Consider the following 16,655-nt stretch of genomic DNA (forward strand, 5'->3'; position numbering starts at 1 on the left):
GTTACGGATGGTAACGTGGGGAGTACTCATGCTGATTGGTCTGCAAAAAGCAGTAATAAATTCAGAACTTCAGAATACCGTCAAGTCCCGAAAAAAGAAAAATCAGGTGCGGAATGACGGATAAATACCGCCCGCCAATTCGATTTCTGGTTTCATGGTGAAATACCCGGTCAGGGTTCGACCTTTTAATACGCCCGCGGCCACCAATATTTGTGGGCCGTGACAAATAGCGGCGATCGGCACAGAAAAATTAAACGCATAAGTGGACAATATTCAGTACGGACTTATTCAGACGCAAATATTCAGGTGCGCGTCCGCCAGCAATATAAAACCCGCAATAGTCCTGCAAACGAATTTCATCAAACGAGGCGGTCAGCCGAAACAGATGTCCAGGCTTTTCGCTGTAAGTCTGATCGCCTTCAAAATCATGAATGGCAGTTTTAATAAATTCGCCTGCGCGCTTTCCCGGACAGACGGCGTCCACCGGCTTTGTTGAATAAATAGATTTTATGCTGGCAGCCCAGTGAAACGACGGATCCTAGCAACGCAAAATCATGCAGTTAGGCCTCATGAGAAAACTGTACACCTGAGATGACAAGCATTTTCAACCAAAACTGGCATGGAAAAACAGCATGATTACCTATTATTCAACAAAGCCGCGTCCACCCGGAAATCCAATGCGCTTAATGCCTGCCATGGCACAATGACTTCATAATCCTCAGAAAAATCACCCGCTAACAGCAGTATTTTTTTCATAGGTTGGTTCTCAGAACGCCGTGTTGTCATTTTCGATCATCCGCATGGCCTCGTTGACCGCGGCGACTTCGCCAAAGATTGCCAATGTCGTGATGTGCTGAGGGCAACTGCCAAAGATTTCCGAAACCACCACATTGGCGCTTTTGCTGGCCAGATCGGCATAGAAATAGAGATCCGATACTGGCAGCATCAGCAGACCAATGGCGTCAATGCGCAACAGATCGAGCCGTGAGCGAAATTCGCTGGGCATTCTTCTCTTCAGCATCGCCACAATGTCGGGGGTTAGTGCATTGATGATTCGTGTTTTCATTGGCAAATGGCCCTCAACCTCGCGACGATTAACGGATATTAAGCGATTCCACCATCACACAGCGGCGGGTGCGGGCAAACGACCGTGCGGACGTCAATCCTTCCCCGGTCGGACCGGCGATTGTGAAAGTGGCATGCCCTTCGCCGCTGACGCCGATGCCGGCATAAGACGGCCCGTTTTTAACAAAGATGGTGGTTTGAATCAGCTTCGCCATCTTGGTCAGTTTTTCGACGTTGGTGGAGTGCATGATGGCGGTATGACGGTTACCGTGTTCTACCTTGACCGCCAGATCGATAGCGTCATCGACGTTATCAACGCGCACCACGGGCAGAATCGGCATCATCAGTTCATGCACCACAAAGGGGTGATTTTTTTCCGTTTCGATCAGGATAACTTTGGTGTCCGGTGCGCTGGAGATCCACAGTTGTTGCAGGATGAAACGCGCATCTTTACCGATAAACGCAGTATTGGGGCCCGTGCCTTTCTCATTCAGCACCAGCGTTTGCAACTGCTGGATCAACTGCTTGTCACACAGCAGGTAGGCACCGCTTTTCCTCATGCAGTGGATCAGATAATCCGCTACCTGATTCACCACGATCACCTCTTTTTCGGCGACGCATGGCAGGTTGTTATCGCAGCTGCATCCCTTGATGATATCGCGCGCTGCCCGTTCGATATTGGCCGTTTCATCCACCACCGCTGGCGGGTTACCGGCACCGGCACCGATGGCTTTCTTGCCCGATGACATCACCGTTCTCACGATCGCCGGACCACCCGTTGCCACCAGCAGGTTGACGAGTGGGTCTTTGATCAAGGCGTTAGTGTTGTCTATGGACGGGGTCGCCACGGTGACCACCAGATTGGCCGGTGTGCCTAACTGCGCCAGCTTCTCGTTGATCAGCCGCACCGCGAGGCGCGATACGTTGCGCGAACGCGGGTGCGGACTGAACACCACGGTATTGCCTGCCGCCAGCATGCCAATGCTGTTGTTGATGATGGTTTCCGTCGGGTTAGTGGTGGGGGTGATGGAACCGACGACGCCGAACGCGGAGTACTCGATTAATGTCAGCCCACCGTCACCGCTACACGCCTGCGTCGCCAGATCTTCCGTGCCCGGCGTTTTCAGAGCTGCTATGCGATTTTTGGTCAGCTTGTCCTCGTAGTTACCCATGCCGGTTTCTTCGACGGCCATGCGGGAGATTTGGTCCAGCACGTCTTCTTGAAGAAACACCTCACGCACGCCCTTCACAAACGCATTCCTGTCTTGCATCGAGCAGTGACGATACTGCACTTGCGCTATCGCGGCAGCGGCAATGGCTTCGTCCATGCTGTCGAAGATACCCGCATCATGCGCTGAAGGCTGTGGTGCGGCGGTTGTCGGCTGTTGCTGTGCCAACACTTGCGCCACAATGCTGCTGACCAGCGATTGCTCGGTGTGAGGTGCAGTGTCAGCGGCCGGTGTGGCGGCTGGTGCTGCACCCGCGCCGGACGCGACGGGGTTACTGTATTTGCTCAGGATGGTGGAGACCGCTTGGGCGATTTCAAGGTCGTTCATCTTTTGGTTCCTTTCCTCACATCGCACGGCACGCAAGCGCGCCTGACGGATCAGATATACGGCGTGGTGGTCGATCTGATTTCCGTTGGATCTAACGTGGACAGCAATTGCAAACCGACTTCGCGAGCGGCGATCACCGCCTGGCGTACCGCGCCAGAATCCCCTGCGAAGGTGAAGATCACTTCGTTACTGTAGCTGGTGCTTTTGCTCGGGCTGGCATACCCGACCGGGTCGATCACCGCAGCTTTGGCGGCGGTATCGGCAATCAGTACCCCGATGGCAGCCGGTGAGGCGCAGGTCATGCCGAACGACTTACCGATAGGTGCGCCAAAGGCTTTGTTCAGGGCAAAGCTGGCACGTGCGGTGTACTGGAATTCCAGGTGACCAGCGGGAGAGCCGTACACATCGCCCATGGTGCGGTCGATTTCGTTCAGGGCGGCTTCCACGGCACGGCGGGCGTCAGAGACGTCTTCTGCACCGAAGATGATCATACAACCGTGCCCGCCACCGCCTTCGGTGTCACGCGCCAGCTCGATGATCAGCACTTCGCTGTTGGTGGCTTTCACCGCTTCGTCAGCGGCAAAAATATGCGGGCCAGCGCCGGTACGTGCGCCGATAATACCGATGGAACGGAACTTTTTATCGATATTCATCAGCTCATGCAGTTGGTGATCCACGTTGGCGATCACCAGACCGATGGTGTGGCCCAGTGCGGTGCCGACAAATTCTGTCAGCCCGCAGCCCACGATGCTGCCGAGCGCTTTACCAGCACGTGGTGCGTCGTTCTGCTTGTTCATCACGTCAGATATAATCTGTTCGACAAGATTATCTCTCATAGGAATAATCCTCGCGGTTTAGGGATCAGCCCAGTGCCTTCGGCAGAATTTTTTCCACTTCGGTATGCGGGCGAGGGATCACATGCACGGAAACCAGTTCGCCGACTTTATTGGCGGCTGCGGAGCCTGCGTCGGTGGCTGCTTTCACGGCACCCACATCGCCACGCACCATCACGGTGACCAGACCAGAACCGATTTTTTCGTAGCCGACCAGCGTAACGTTGGCGGATTTCACCATGGTATCTGCGGCTTCGATGGCGGAGACCAAACCTTTTGTTTCAACCATACCCAATGCTTCTTGTTGCATATCAACCTCGACGTTTTGTAGTAAAAAACTTGTAGTAAAAAAGTACGTGGAATCTGTCCGGCGGACCGTGGTCTGCCCTCATCCCGCAACCGGCAACGCACCGATTTTGCTGTTTAGGATGTTATGAACATCCCGACCAAATGTTTTGCCGATGAGCGAGACTTTTTTGTTATCACTTTCAGTGCTGCGACAATAAAATCCACGCTGGTTTATCAGAGCCGCCGCGGCGTGATACCGCGATGCCCTAAACTGTTAGATGCCCTAAACTGTTAAATGGGTCACGTTTCAATAAAACGGGGGCACCGCACCTCATGCCAATTGCGCGATCTCTGCGACGTCCATCGCGATCATTTTCTCCTCGTTGGTGAAAATAACCGCGATAGTGGGGAAGCCTTCGGCGGAAATCACACCGCTGCGTCCACCCACCATGTCATGGTTTTTTTGCTTATCGAGCTTCAGCCCCAGCACCGATAGGAGCTCGATGGTCAGCTCGCGGATCAGCGCCGAGTTTTCGCCGATGCCACCGGTAAACACCAGCGCATCCAAGCGTGAGAGTGAGGTGAGGTGGGCTCCCAGGTGACGTGCCAGATGATGCACCATCACATCAATCGCTAACCCTGCGCGTTCGTTGCCGCTTTCCCGTGCTTCTTGTAAGGTGCGGCAATCGCTGGAGATGCCGGAAATACCGTACAGGTCGGAGGCGTTATTCACCGTTTGGTAGATTTTTTCGATAGGTTGCTTGGTGCAACTGGCGATATAGGCGGCGGCACCGAAATCGAGATCCCCACTGCGCGTACCCATCACTAGCCCTTCCAGCGGCGTCATGCCCATCGAGGTATCGACGCTGCGTCCGTTTTTCACCGCGCAGATGGAGGAGCCGTTGCCCAGATGAGCAACCAGAATGCCGTGATCGTCCGCCTTGAGATCCAGCATGGCGCGGGCTTGTTCCGCAATATAGCGGTGCGAGGTGCCGTGGAAACCGTAGCGCCTCACCTGATACTCATAAGGAATGGCGTAGGTGTAAGCCGCAGGGGCGAGCGTCTGGTGAAAGGCGGTATCGAACACCGCAATTTGCGGCAGTGACGGCAGCAGAGCTTGAGCCGCTTCGATCCCCGTCAGGTTGGCGGGGTTATGCAAAGGAGCCAATACTAACAACGCCCTAATTTTTTCAATCACTTCCGGAGTGATTAACACGGAGTGTTTGAAATCGCTGCCGCCGTGGGCGACGCGGTGACCGATAGCGGCAAGTGAATCGATCAGATTTTTGCTGGAGCGCGTATCGAACAGCACTTTCAACGCTTCATGGTGGCTGGCGGATTCCAGCGATAGCACTGATTTGTTGCCTGCGCCGTCTTTGACGGTAATCACCGCGTTATCCAACCCTAAGCGTTCTGCCAGGCCGAACAGCAGCGGTTGTCCGTCGTTGACGGGCATAACGGAAAACTTTAATGACGACGAACCACAGTTAATCACGAGCACAAGGGAAGATAAGGACATAAGCCCCCCGAAATAAGAGATGACAAAAAAATCCAGCGTGTTATTCGCGGCTGTCAGGCGAAAGGCGACAGGGAAAAACGTTGCTGAGTGAATTGGTGCAGAACGTGGCGTGCGATCGCGACATCCTCTTCGGCGGTTCCGCCGCTGATGCCGATACCGCCCAGTAAATGTCCCTGATGCCAGCAGGGCAGGCCGCCACCGACGGCGCAGATATCGGCCTGTTGCTGGAGCCCGAACAGGGGCGCACCGGGTTGCACCTGTTCGGCCAGTTCGTGCGTCGGCATACGCAGCGCCACGGCGCTGTAGGCTTTTTGTCCGGCTAGGCGGTGGCTGACCAACAGCGCGTTATTCATGCTGACGAAGTAGCGCGGATGGCCGTGTGCATACACCAGGCTGACGACAATCGCCAGGTGCATGGCAAAGGCGGTTTCCTGTGCCAACTGTGCCAGCAGGGCGAAATCAGCAACGGTCAATGCTTTGCGTTCTGGCTGAGGCTGGGCGGCAATGGCTTGTGCAATCCACCCGTCCAAATCGCGCAGTGCAGGGGGCTGTTGTGTCAACATTTAGCCCTCACTACGTTCGGTGGCATCGACGATACCGACGATAGCGGCATCAATAACGGAATGCTCTTTGCTGTTGGTCATGCGCGCTGAGCTGCCGGTGGTGACGATCACAATTTCTCCGTTACCCGCGCCGACGGTATCCACCGCCACCTGCGTGCGCTGAGTGGGGTTCATGCGCTCATCCAGACGAGTGACGAGCAGCAGTTTCATACCGTTCAACGATGCATGTTTGGTGGTGGAGACCACCGTGCCGGTGACTTGGGCCAGATACATGGTGCCTCCTCAGGATGCCGTTATTAACGTGATGCGGCGCGCGGCTATCTCATCGCGTGCTGCCGGGGTAATCAATGTGCCGGGTTGGACACGCAGTGTGTCTTCGCTATGCAGACGGACATCGCGCGCCGTCAGTAAGGACTTACCGACGCAGGCGACAGCGCTGTGCGATACGGATGCCTGTGGGGCAGCAGGTTGCCCCATCATGCGAATGCCAAATTGGCGCAGCGTCTCCTGATAGCGTGAGAGTTGTGCCAGATAAGCAGATGGCATGGCGGCATCAGGGTGGTGTAGTGCGATGATGCGCACGTCTTGCGCCAGTGCCTGAAAGACCCATTGGCTGGCGGCGTTATCACGCAAGCCGAGCGCTATTTTGGCCAGACTGTTATCAGACAAGGCTGGCAGCAGCAGCGTATCGCCGCTGCGTAGCATGGGATCGATAGTCTGTTGGCAAGGCACCTGTGGCAGCAGACGATGCAAGGTATCGGCAAAACGCGTGTGCAAGCGCTGTGCGCTGTGGGAGAAGTGTACGCTGAGCAGACAGCCCGCTTGCGCCAGTGCTGCCAGATAGCGCAGCGTGGCAGGAAATGCGGCTACGTCATCGCCAGTGATCATCACAAAGGTGGTTGGCTGCCGTTGGGTTTCGGCCTGGATGTTTTCGATCCCTGTACTTTCTAACCGTGAACTTTCGATCCGTAAAGTTCGGTGGGCAAGCGCATCAGTGATGGCCTTGTCTATCAACGAAGAGAGCGTCTGGCTGTTCATGCTGCCTCTCGTGAGCGGTATGCGGTATTCATGGTGCCGCCTGCATGGCAATCCCCAGTGGGGTGACCAGCAGCGGCTCCACCGCGGGAATGATGTTTTTCCCGGTGACCTTGCGGAACACGCCGGGGAATTCGCTAAAGCTGCTGGCACCGCCCACCACGTGAATGTTTCTGACGTTATACGCTGTCAGCCAGTCACGGGTCAGGCAGGCCATCTTCTCCACCACCACCGGACGCACCAGCGGGAAGATATCCGCTTCTTGCGCCGGGTCGTGTTTGACTTGTTCTGCATCGGCATAGGTGAGACCCAGCGCGCCCGCCAGCACCAGCGTCATATGGGTGCCGCCGGTCGGTTCGTCAGCGGAAAAGAGCACCTTGCCGTTACGCAGCACGCTAAGCCCCGTGGTGCCGCCGCCTACATCCACCACTGCTCCGTTACGCATATTCAGCGCTGTGGCGGCAGCAACGGGCTCATCCACCACATGCGTCACCAGCAGACCCGACGACTCCACCACGTTGGCGATCACCTTGGTATTCCCTTCGGAAATCCCCGGCGGAATGGCGGTAGCGGCGTGCGTCAGTGCTTGACCTAAGCGGGCTTCCAACTGTTGTTTCAGGTGCTTCACCACCCGGGTGGCAGACAGGTAGTCCACCACTATGCCATCTTTCACCACGGAGGAGGGATAGGTAATGCCAGTGATGGGTGCGTTGTGACGGTCTACCACTACCATGGCGATATTTGCAGTTCCCAGATCGACGCCGACTTTCAGCACGCCGTCATGCTCGCGGCATTCGGCATCGCGGATCAGCTGCTCCAGCGTGCGCAGTCGCGTCTCAACGGAAACATCAGCCATGGGGGTTGCTCCGTAATAATGTTGACCAGATCGCCGTTGCGCAGCCCGTAGGCGTTGGCTTCTTCCACATCCACATGCAGCTCCAGTACTGAAGCCTGCGTGGCGCGCACCACCACGTGTTGCATGATGCCGGCACGTTGTCCCTGTGCCTGAATGCTCACTTCCATGCCGTCGCGCAGTGCATGGCGTTCAGCGTCTTCCGGTGAAATATGGATATGCCGCCAGGCGACGATGGTGCCCGAAGCTTTTTTTACGCTGCCTTTCGGGCCAACGATTTCAATACCGGGAGAGTCCTGAAGATCGCCCGACATGCGCACCGGGGCTTTCACACCCAGTACAAAACTGTCGGCGACAGAGATTTCCACTTGTGTCGTGGGGCGCAGTGGGCCGAGCACACGCACATTTTTGATTTCCCCTTTCGGGCCGCGCAGCGTGACACACTCTTCTGAGGCGAACTGGCCTGGCTGTTTCACGGCTTTCATGCGTGTTAGCGTTGCGCCGTAGCCGAACAGGATATCCATGTCTTCCCGCGCCAGATGAATATGGCGATTAGAGATGCCAACCTGTACTTGAAGCGGTGCGCTGGGGGCATCAAGGGTTTCAGAACGGGATGAGCCCTGTGCGGCCAGTTCTTGCATTACCTGCTGGGTGATCCATGCAATCTGTTGCTGTGTTGCGTTCATCAATTCAGTTACCTGCGTTTTCCTGTCTTTACGTCATGCACCGGTGCGAATGGGGCTGTTGTGGCCTGTCGCGGTGGTGCTATTCACCCTAATCAACACGGCGTGTCCGCGTTTGTGATTCGCGAGGACTTTATTGCGCAGCCCGTGGCGGGCAGGACAATTTCGTCCAGTCGCGATGCTGATTAGCCCGCAATCTGGCTTATCAACTGGCTGATCGCATCGCGGGTGGGAGCGTGTGGATTACTGGCGGTGCAGCCATCTGCCAGCGCGGCATCGATCAAACGCGTGAGCTGTTGCTCAACGTCATGGGCACTAATATTCAATTCACGCAGCGTTGCCGGGATATCGAAACGTTGATTTAACGCGCGAATTTGTTGGGATAACTGCTGGATACGCGTGTGTTGATCGCCCTGTTTGATGCCTGCTAACGCCGCACAGCGCGCGTAGCGTTCGCGCGTGGCATCACTGCCGGTGGCTGCGTTGTAATCGATCACCAACGGGAGCAGCATGGCGTTAATCTTGCCGTGAGGAATGTGGAACACACCGCCCAGAGCGTGTGCCAACCCGTGTACCAACCCCAATCCGGCGGTTCTGAACGCCATACCCGCCATGCAGGAGGCGTTGTGCATTTTGGCGCGCGGTGTAATAGCTTGCGGCTGCTCGAACACCTGTGGCAGATAGTCCCACACCAGCAAGATGGCCTTTTCCGCCAGCGCGTCACTGAAATCGTTAGCCTGGGAAGAAACGTAGGCCTCAATCGCGTGGGTGAGCACATCCATGCCGGTATCAACGGCGACGCCGCGCGGCACGCTCACCACCAGTTGCGGATCGAGAATGGCGATATCGGGCTGTAATTGATCGGAAACCAGCGGGTATTTTTGCCCGTGTTCAGGATCGGAGATCACCGCGTAGGTGGTCACTTCGGAGCCGGATCCGCTGGTGGTCGGGATTGCCACCAATACCATCGGATGCTCCGGATACAACGCCTCCAGGGTGACCTTGATGCCTTTGGCGGCATCCAAAGAGGAACCGCCGCCGAGTGCGATAATTACGTCTGGCTGTAGCGTTTTGAATGCCGCTGCCCCGGCGTGCAGCACGTTAACATCAGGGTCGGGTTTTACCCCGCTGAAGATACTGATGCGCGCCTGTGGCATAAAACCGGCGAGATAATCGGTTTTGCCGGATTTTGCCATAAAGTCATCAGTGACAATGGCGACCGTTTTATGGTTATAGGCGCGTAAGGCTTCCATTGCCGTGTCACCGAAATAGACGCGCGGCATGGCAAACACAGGAATATTCATGGCGTGATGTCGTTCCATGGGGCTGTCAGTGCGAGCGGGCAGCAAACAGCGTAGGTTTCTCAATGCTGGCTAACCTAACATGCGGTGAAAAAGGAGCGGCAGCATTGCGCAGAAGTTGGATTCTTTTGTCCTGTCGCAGGGGGGATATCAAAATAATCCACGCGGGGATGTGCGCATAACGGCTAAAGCAGGCGTGGACGGCGCTGCCAGAGGAATGACATAAAGGAAGGTCAAGGCATTGTGGTGCAGGAAGGCAAGCAGCCGTTGGTCTTTGTTACGACAGGCTACAATATCAATATTGCGGAGAGCCCCGTTGGCGCGCCGTCACCTCAGGCTTTTGCCAGAAAGAGGGTGAAAAAATCACGCCATTAAAAAAGGCGGGTATCAGTGATACCCGCCTTTTCAGTGCTGGTTACGACGTGCGTAACCGCATATGTGCTTTAATCGCGAACGATTAACGGAAGATAGCGTAGGGAGCCAGACCGCGATAGGTTTTGCCCAACGCTTTTATTACTTTGTTGATATTACTGACAATACTCATCTTCTTATTCCTACGCTTTCTTGAATCTTAGTGGTTGGTGAACATGTTGAAGTTGACGCTAACGCTTTCGAACATGGCAACGATTTTTTTGATCAGTTTCATTTGTCTCTCTCCGAGTGATTGTTCATTTTTCTGTGATGCTCTTCACGTTTTTAAAGATACGCCGCTTGGCAGCGCAGGTCAACTTTTTTGTGAGGCTAATCACAAAAAAATGGTTCACGAGTTTTCTGTGCATGAAACGCCGTTCTGTTTTGTCGAGTGATAGATAAATTGTCTGGATTATCAGTTGAAATACACAGCCCAGAAGCAGGATAATCTCCCGTTTCTCCTCCGACCTGCCAGATACAATTGTGATGCGCCTCGCAAGCTAATCGTTTGCGTGCCCGCAGAGCCGGTGTGAAGTGCATTCGGGGGCGTCAGATATTTGCGCTGCGGTGCGGAAGCGCCGCTGTTGTGGGTGCGTGCAGCGATGGGAGATCGTCATGGCAGGCAAGGCCATATGCACCCTCCGGTTTTACTTTTACAAATAATGACATCTCAGGGGATACCACCATGTCAAATAGCTCTCGTCAGGCTGGCAATGCGGCGCGCCCGCAAAGCTCACTTGATGCTTTTTTTCACATCACACAGCGCGGCAGTAATGTAAGACAGGAAGTGCTGGCCGGGTTAACCACGTTTCTGGCGATGGTGTATTCGGTCATTGTCGTGCCTGGCATGTTGAGCAAGGCGGGTTTCCCGCACACGCCGGTGTTCGTGGCAACTTGCCTGGTCGCAGGGCTGGGTTCCTTGCTGATGGGACTGTGGGCCAATCTGCCCATGGCAATCGGCTGCGCCATTTCGCTTACCGCATTTACCGCGTTTAGTCTGGTGTTGGGGCAACAGATCAGCGTACCGGTAGCCTTAGGCGCGATCTTCCTGATGGGGTTGCTGTTTACCGTGATCTCTGTGACTGGCATCCGTTCCTGGATCCTGCGTAACTTGCCGTTGGGCGTGGCGCATGGCACCGGTATCGGTATTGGTCTGTTCCTGCTGATCATCGCCGCCAACGGCGTGGGTCTGGTGATCAAGAACCCGATCGACGGGCTGCCTGTTGCGTTGGGTAACTTCACCTCGTTCCCGGTGATCATGTCTTTACTGGGACTGGCGGCCACCATCGGTCTGGAAAAACGTCGTGTGCCGGGCGGCATCTTATTGGTGATTGTGGCTATTTCCATTATCGGCCTGATTTTTGATCCGAACGTGAAATTCCAGGGCTGGTTCAGCTTGCCGAGCCTGACCGATGAAAACGGTCACTCGCTGATGTTTAGCCTGGATATCATGGGGGCGTTGCAACTGGCGGTACTGCCAAGTGTACTGGCGCTGGTGATGACGGCGGTGTTTGACGCCACCGGTACCATCCGCGCGGTTGCCGGGCAGGCGAACCTGCTGGATAAAGACGGGCAAATCGTTAACGGTGGGAAAGCGCTGACGGCGGACTCCGTGAGCAGCATGTTGTCCAGCTTGGTCGGGACGTCTCCCGCGGCGGTCTACATCGAATCTGCGGCCGGCACGGCGGCAGGCGGTAAAACGGGGTTGACGGCGACGGTGGTCGGCGTGCTGTTCCTGTGCCTGCTGTTCCTTTCCCCGCTGTCTTATCTGGTGCCGGGATACGCGACTGCGCCAGCATTGATGTATGTGGGTCTGCTGATGCTGAGCAATGTTGCCAAGCTGAATTTTGATGACATCGTTGATGCCATGTCAGGTCTGGTCTGTGCGGTGTTTATCGTGCTGACCTGTAATATTGTGACTGGGATTATGCTGGGCTTTGGCGCACTGGTGCTGGGGCGTGTTTTCTCGGGTGCATGGCGTAAACTGAACGTTGGCACCGTGATTATCGCAATCGCGCTGGTGGTGTTCTACGCCGGTGGCTGGGCGCTCTGATTATTTTGTGCGTTAGTCATTAAGGGGATGGCTATGCCGCAATCCCCGTCATCCTCGGCGAAAGCCGGGGATCTCTGCCAGAAGAAACGCCGGTAACCTGAAAAAGATTCCCGCCTGCGCGGGAATGACCGTCTGAGGTTGCCTGCGATTTCGCTAGTGCTTGTGGTCATGAGGCCTGTTCGCCATGACCACACTCATCGTTTTTCCTCTTCCCTCATGCTTCCTCTGAAGTATCCCGTCACGGTGATTTTTTGACGCAATTATTTGCAGGGTAATCATGCAAAAAATATGCGTTTTACCCTGAAATTTTGCCCCGCTGAGCGATATTTTCATGTAAAAATAATGGGGCACTATTTCATAACGTACAAAGGGCAGCTCAGCACGCAGTTAAGTCATTATTGGACATCTCCTAAGGAAAGCATGGAAATCTTTTTTACCATTCTGATTTTAACCCTGGTGGTATCACTATCAGGGGTTGTTACACGTATTTTACCCTTCCAAGTTCCGCTGCCCTTAATGCAAATCGCCCTCGGGGCCATTTTGGCCTGGCCCCAGTTTGGCTTGCATGTCGATTTCAATCCTGAACTGTTTATGGTGCTGTTCATCCCGCCGCTGCTGTTTGCCGATGGCTGGAAAACGCCAACGCGCGAATTTATCAAACACAGTCGTGAGGTGATTGGGCTGGCGCTGGTGCTGGTGTTGATCACCGTCGCCGGGGTGGGTTACCTGATTTACTGGATGATCCCGGGGATGCCGCTGGTGGCGGCTTTTGCACTGGCAGCTGTGTTATCGCCGACGGATGCGGTAGCGCTGTCGGGGATTGTTGGCGAAGATCGTATTCCGAAAAAGCTGATGAGTATCTTGCAGGGCGAAGCGTTGATGAATGATGCTTCGGGTCTGGTATCGCTTAAGTTTGCCGTCGCGGTGGCGATGGGCACCATGGTGTTTACCGTGTCCGGCGCGACGCTGGAGTTTGTTCAGGTAGCGGTCGGCGGCCTGCTGGCTGGCGTGGGTGTCACCTGGCTTTACAGTAAATCATTGCGCATCATTAACCGTTGGAGCGGTGATGATGCGGCCACCCAGATTGTGCTGCTGATGCTGTTGCCGTTCGCCTCTTACCTGATTGCGGAACACATTGGTGTATCGGGCATTTTGGCTGTGGTGGCCGCAGGGATGACCATCAGCCACTCTAACGTGATCAGTAACGCGCCGCTGGCGATGCGATTACGCGCCAACAGCGTCTGGTCGATGCTGGAGTTCGTGTTTAACGGCATGGTGTTTATCATGCTGGGGCTGCAATTGCCCGACATTTTGGAAACGTCTGTGACGCAGGCGGAGCTGGACCCCACCGTTGAAACCTGGATGCTGTTTACCGATATCGCCATTATTTACGGCGCGCTGTTGCTGCTGCGTTTCTGCTGGCTGTGGTTTATGAAATATTACAGCCTCCTGTTTCAAAAGAAACGCCCGATGCTGTTTGCTCAGTACACCACGCGTGAAATCTGGATCGCTTCTTTTGCCGGGGTGCGCGGTGCGATTACCTTGGCCGGTGTGCTGTCCATTCCGCTGTTATTAAACGACGGCACCGCGTTTCCTTCCCGCTATCAACTGGTGTTTATCGCCACCGGCGTCATCCTGTTTTCCTTGCTGTGTGGGGTATTGACGCTGCCGTTACTGTTGCGCGAGGTGACGGTGGTGGACAAATCGCTCTATAAGAAAGAAGAGCGGATGGCGCGCATGGCGATTGCCGAAGTGGCGATCCGTAGCTTGCAGAAAATGGAAGAACGTCTGGCAGCGGATCGAGAAGAAAATATTGATGAGCAGGTGGTGCGTGAAGTCAGTGCGCGTGTCATCGGTAATCTGCGGCGTCGCGTCGTCGGTGAGAGCGATTTGGAACACAGTCTGGAGATTGAAAATCTGGAGCGCCGTTTCCGTTTGGCCGCTATCACCGCTGAACGCGGTGAACTTTACCACCTGCGCGCTACGCAGCAGATCAGTAATGAAACCCTGAAAAAGATGCTGCACGATCTCGATCTGCTGGAAGCCGTGCTGAGTGAGAAAGTGTAACCTGGTTTTTGCCTAGCCATGATTTTGCTTAGCTGATGCAGGCTCTACCTAGGTTGAGCCTGCATCGGAACCTTGTTGATTCCCTCTATAGCGTGTTCCGAAGCCTGTCAGATACCTTATCTGCATCTGCATGAGGAATGCACGAAAACCCCACGATCGCAGAAAAACCCTACAAATTTTGGCTAATTGTCAGCATTGTAAACTACTTGTCATTAAATGATAATGATTGTTATTATCCTATAACGCGTTGACGCATAAGAAGCCGCCAGACAGGTTATTGCCTGTGTCAGAGTGGCTCAGATCCTGTTTTTGTGGATCGGTAGCACGTCACTACGCGTGTTGTGGTGTAAGCAGCCATCACTTTGACAGAGGGAAAACTATGCGCGTTTTAGTGGTTGATGACGACTCGGTGTTGTGCCATTGGCTTGGTGCAAAGCTGCACTCACATGGTTATGCCTGCAATATTGTTCATGATGGCGAACATGCGCTCAAAGCCATTAAAGATGACATTTATGACGTGGTGCTGTTGGATCGGATGCTACCAACGTTGGACGGTTTTAGCGTACTGCGTGAGCTGCAAGGGTCGCGTCATCCGCCTATCATGCTGCTTTCAGCGTTGGATCGCGTGATGGGGCTGGAACTGGGTGCCGAAGATTATCTGGGCAAGCCGTTTAATTTCAATGAACTGCGTTTGCGTTTAGAGATTATGGTGCTCAGAGGAAAACCGCAGGACGCACCGTCATCGCTGCTGACGTTTGAAGATCTGCAACTTGATCGTCTGCAACGGGTTGCCTGGCGGAGCGGGCAGCGCATCGATCTTACCGGTAAAGAGATCAAACTGCTGATCATTTTGATGGAAAACCCAGTGCAGGTGATCACGCGTACGCTGTTGTTGGAGCGCGTCTGGGGGTATCACTTCGATCCTCAGACCAACCTGATCGATGTTCATATGTCCAAACTGCGGGCCAAGATCGACAAAGGCTTTCCCCGGCCGCTGATCAAAACGTTAAGATCGATGGGCTATGCCCTTGGTGCAGTGGAAAAAACGGATGTCGCGTAGCGTACACAATGAACCTGCGCTGAGATGGTCGGGTAACGGATGGCGTGAGAAAATTCGCCATTTATGCGTGCACGGTGCAAACCGTTATCCGGTGTTTCTGCGCACCTCGCAGTTTCGCCAATTTATTACGCTGGTCTTCCTGTTTTTGCTGATGGTGCTGTGCTGCATTGTCGGTTTCAGTGTGTTGAGTGAAACGCTGATTCGTACCCACGTGCGCGACGTCATACTGGGCAATATCCATGACCATGCAACCCAATCACGGCTGATCGACACGTCTACGCTGATCGCCCAGCTCAAACGCGATAATCAGGCCAAAACCGATGAGTTGCCTCTGTTTCTGGTGATGAGCAAGCAGGGCGAGATCCTCTACCACAATGCGGGTTGGATGCTGTCCGGGCCAAATTATACCGCGTGCAAAATGGATGTCCCTTGCCTGAAGGCGCTACTGGTTGAAAAGGGGGCGCTGAAGGCCAGCGACCAGCACCGCAGCGTACCCGAGAGCAACCTGGTCGGTATGTCGGTGGCGCTGGATGATGGCGGCGTGTTGTTCACCGCCTATAATCTGCGTCCGATGCTGGAACGTATTCGCACTATTCCACTGGTGGCGGGGGCAGGGCTGTTTGTCGTGCTGTTGTTTTCTCTGGTTGTCAGCCGACATTTCAGTTTACGCAGCCTGCGCAGCGTCGAGCGGATCCGTACCGCGCTACAGCGCCGGTGAGCAGTACGTTCGTATGCCGCTCTCAACGCGCGATGACGATTTCCATAGCCTGAGCCACGACATTAACCAGAATCTGGAGCGCATTGAACGCCTGATGGAGCAGGTGCGCAGCACCTCAAGTCACATTGCCCACGAATTACGCACGCCGCTGACGCACCTGCAAAACCGGTTGTACAACCTGACCGAGCGACAAGGTCTTGAGCATGAGATGCGCGAGGAGTTGCATCAGGCGGTGGAAGAGGTGCACAAGATTTTGGGGCTGTTTCGCACCGTCATGCGTATCGGAGAGATTGAAAGCGGGCGCTGTGTTCATCAATTTGCCCGCTTTGAGGTGCGCCCGTTATTGGAAGAGGTGTCGGAATATTATCAACCGTTAGCAGATGCACACCATTGCCAATTGCTGATTGATGCACCTGTCGGGACGCCGCTTTTTGGCGATCGGGCGTTGCTGTTTCAGGCGCTGGCGAATCTGATTGAAAACGCGCTGAAGTATGCTGCACAAGGTAAAGCGATCACCTTGAGCGTCGAGCCTGTACATAAATTTGTGTAATTGCCTGATTTTGATATGTTCAATCCAACATCAAAAGCAGGTTACTTTATGGACGAAAAACAGTTGCAGGCTCTGGCTAATGCACTGGCCAAAAATCTCA

16 protein-coding genes and 1 pseudogene are annotated in these 16,655 nt (G+C 54.7%); 5 read left to right on the forward strand and 12 right to left on the reverse strand.

The genetic code is table 11. The features are described from left to right. Positions 1–120 precede the first annotated feature (120 nt). From ACTBDZ_RS07815 to ACTBDZ_RS07870, 12 genes and pseudogenes are all read right to left on the reverse strand, one after another. Positions 121–484 (reverse strand): annotated as a pseudogene (locus ACTBDZ_RS07815) (DJ-1/PfpI family protein); the annotation flags it as partial. A 282-nt stretch (positions 485–766) separates the two neighbouring features. Then, positions 767–1,066 carry a BMC domain-containing protein gene (locus tag ACTBDZ_RS07820; protein ID WP_438814903.1) on the reverse strand — a complete coding sequence of 100 codons (300 nt, stop codon included), beginning with the start codon at positions 1,064–1,066 and terminating at the stop codon, positions 767–769. Between the two features lie 28 nt (positions 1,067–1,094). Then, positions 1,095–2,621, reverse strand: coding sequence for an aldehyde dehydrogenase family protein (locus ACTBDZ_RS07825; protein WP_438814904.1), 1,527 nt, complete (start codon positions 2,619–2,621; stop codon positions 1,095–1,097). Positions 2,622–2,671: 50 nt separating this feature from the next. Next, a complete protein-coding gene (pduB, locus tag ACTBDZ_RS07830; protein ID WP_438814905.1) occupies positions 2,672–3,457 on the reverse strand; it encodes a propanediol utilization microcompartment protein PduB in 786 nt (261 codons plus the stop codon). A gap of 25 nt (positions 3,458–3,482) precedes the next feature. After that, the gene (gene grpH, locus ACTBDZ_RS07835) at positions 3,483–3,764 is read right to left on the reverse strand and encodes a propanediol utilization system shell hexameric protein GrpH (RefSeq protein WP_195312699.1); all 282 of its coding nucleotides are present in this window, start codon (positions 3,762–3,764) and stop codon (positions 3,483–3,485) included. 309 nt (positions 3,765–4,073) lie between these two features. Then, entirely contained in the window at positions 4,074–5,261 is a 1,188-nt protein-coding gene (gene tdcD / locus ACTBDZ_RS07840) for a propionate kinase (protein ID WP_438814906.1), read from the reverse strand. A gap of 53 nt (positions 5,262–5,314) precedes the next feature. Further along, the gene (locus ACTBDZ_RS07845) at positions 5,315–5,824 is read right to left on the reverse strand and encodes a GlcG/HbpS family heme-binding protein (protein WP_438814907.1); all 510 of its coding nucleotides are present in this window, start codon (positions 5,822–5,824) and stop codon (positions 5,315–5,317) included. Beyond that, complete coding sequence (locus tag ACTBDZ_RS07850) at positions 5,825–6,097, reverse strand: EutN/CcmL family microcompartment protein (RefSeq protein WP_438814908.1); 273 nt, start codon at positions 6,095–6,097, stop codon at positions 5,825–5,827. A 9-nt stretch (positions 6,098–6,106) separates the two neighbouring features. After that, the gene (locus ACTBDZ_RS07855; RefSeq protein WP_438814909.1) at positions 6,107–6,862 is read right to left on the reverse strand and encodes a flavoprotein; all 756 of its coding nucleotides are present in this window, start codon (positions 6,860–6,862) and stop codon (positions 6,107–6,109) included. Between the two features lie 28 nt (positions 6,863–6,890). Next, the gene (eutJ, locus tag ACTBDZ_RS07860) at positions 6,891–7,715 is read right to left on the reverse strand and encodes an ethanolamine utilization protein EutJ (RefSeq protein ID WP_438814910.1); all 825 of its coding nucleotides are present in this window, start codon (positions 7,713–7,715) and stop codon (positions 6,891–6,893) included. Continuing rightward, complete coding sequence (gene pduL, locus ACTBDZ_RS07865) at positions 7,667–8,398, reverse strand: phosphate propanoyltransferase (protein WP_438814911.1); 732 nt, start codon at positions 8,396–8,398, stop codon at positions 7,667–7,669. Before pduL ends, eutJ begins: the two co-directional genes overlap by 49 nt. 182 nt (positions 8,399–8,580) lie before the next feature. Continuing rightward, complete coding sequence (locus ACTBDZ_RS07870) at positions 8,581–9,717, reverse strand: 1-propanol dehydrogenase PduQ (protein ID WP_438814912.1); 1,137 nt, start codon at positions 9,715–9,717, stop codon at positions 8,581–8,583. 1,075 nt (positions 9,718–10,792) lie between these two features. Between ACTBDZ_RS07870 and ACTBDZ_RS07875 the strand changes: the two genes are divergently transcribed. The 5 genes from ACTBDZ_RS07875 (at position 10,793) to ACTBDZ_RS07895 (ending at position 16,555) form a co-directional block, all read left to right on the forward strand. Next, the gene (locus ACTBDZ_RS07875; RefSeq protein ID WP_438814913.1) at positions 10,793–12,160 is read left to right on the forward strand and encodes an NCS2 family permease; all 1,368 of its coding nucleotides are present in this window, start codon (positions 10,793–10,795) and stop codon (positions 12,158–12,160) included. A 420-nt stretch (positions 12,161–12,580) separates the two neighbouring features. Continuing rightward, positions 12,581–14,227: a Na+/H+ antiporter gene (locus tag ACTBDZ_RS07880; RefSeq protein WP_438814914.1), complete on the forward strand. Its 1,647-nt coding sequence runs from the start codon at positions 12,581–12,583 to the stop codon at positions 14,225–14,227. A gap of 379 nt (positions 14,228–14,606) precedes the next feature. Continuing rightward, positions 14,607–15,287: a response regulator transcription factor gene (locus tag ACTBDZ_RS07885; RefSeq protein ID WP_438814915.1), complete on the forward strand. Its 681-nt coding sequence runs from the start codon at positions 14,607–14,609 to the stop codon at positions 15,285–15,287. Then, complete coding sequence (locus ACTBDZ_RS07890; RefSeq protein ID WP_438814916.1) at positions 15,277–16,005, forward strand: hypothetical protein; 729 nt, start codon at positions 15,277–15,279, stop codon at positions 16,003–16,005. The genes ACTBDZ_RS07885 and ACTBDZ_RS07890 overlap by 11 nt, the downstream gene beginning before the upstream one ends. A 13-nt stretch (positions 16,006–16,018) precedes the next feature. Continuing rightward, positions 16,019–16,555, forward strand: coding sequence for a sensor histidine kinase (locus ACTBDZ_RS07895; protein WP_438814917.1), 537 nt, complete (start codon positions 16,019–16,021; stop codon positions 16,553–16,555). Positions 16,556–16,655 lie beyond the last annotated feature (100 nt).

This window comes from Symbiopectobacterium sp. (assembly GCF_051710365.1).
Taxonomy (GTDB): domain Bacteria; phylum Pseudomonadota; class Gammaproteobacteria; order Enterobacterales; family Enterobacteriaceae; genus Symbiopectobacterium.

Coding starts and splice junctions, on each gene's coding strand:
- pduB (WP_438814905.1), bottom strand. CDS start 3,457: ATGAGAGATAATCTTGTCGAACAGATTATATCTGACGTGATGAACAAG.
- ACTBDZ_RS07850 (WP_438814908.1), bottom strand. CDS start 6,097: ATGTATCTGGCCCAAGTCACCGGCACGGTGGTCTCCACCACCAAACAT.
- grpH (WP_195312699.1), bottom strand. CDS start 3,764: ATGCAACAAGAAGCATTGGGTATGGTTGAAACAAAAGGTTTGGTCTCC.
- tdcD (WP_438814906.1), bottom strand. CDS start 5,261: ATGTCCTTATCTTCCCTTGTGCTCGTGATTAACTGTGGTTCGTCGTCA.
- pduL (WP_438814911.1), bottom strand. CDS start 8,398: ATGAACGCAACACAGCAACAGATTGCATGGATCACCCAGCAGGTAATG.
- ACTBDZ_RS07880 (WP_438814914.1), top strand. CDS start 12,581: ATGGAAATCTTTTTTACCATTCTGATTTTAACCCTGGTGGTATCACTA.
- ACTBDZ_RS07895 (WP_438814917.1), top strand. CDS start 16,019: ATGCCGCTCTCAACGCGCGATGACGATTTCCATAGCCTGAGCCACGAC.
- ACTBDZ_RS07885 (WP_438814915.1), top strand. CDS start 14,607: ATGCGCGTTTTAGTGGTTGATGACGACTCGGTGTTGTGCCATTGGCTT.
- ACTBDZ_RS07875 (WP_438814913.1), top strand. CDS start 10,793: ATGTCAAATAGCTCTCGTCAGGCTGGCAATGCGGCGCGCCCGCAAAGC.
- ACTBDZ_RS07855 (WP_438814909.1), bottom strand. CDS start 6,862: ATGAACAGCCAGACGCTCTCTTCGTTGATAGACAAGGCCATCACTGAT.
- ACTBDZ_RS07825 (WP_438814904.1), bottom strand. CDS start 2,621: ATGAACGACCTTGAAATCGCCCAAGCGGTCTCCACCATCCTGAGCAAA.
- eutJ (WP_438814910.1), bottom strand. CDS start 7,715: ATGGCTGATGTTTCCGTTGAGACGCGACTGCGCACGCTGGAGCAGCTG.
- ACTBDZ_RS07870 (WP_438814912.1), bottom strand. CDS start 9,717: ATGGAACGACATCACGCCATGAATATTCCTGTGTTTGCCATGCCGCGC.
- ACTBDZ_RS07845 (WP_438814907.1), bottom strand. CDS start 5,824: ATGTTGACACAACAGCCCCCTGCACTGCGCGATTTGGACGGGTGGATT.
- ACTBDZ_RS07890 (WP_438814916.1), top strand. CDS start 15,277: ATGTCGCGTAGCGTACACAATGAACCTGCGCTGAGATGGTCGGGTAAC.
- ACTBDZ_RS07820 (WP_438814903.1), bottom strand. CDS start 1,066: ATGAAAACACGAATCATCAATGCACTAACCCCCGACATTGTGGCGATG.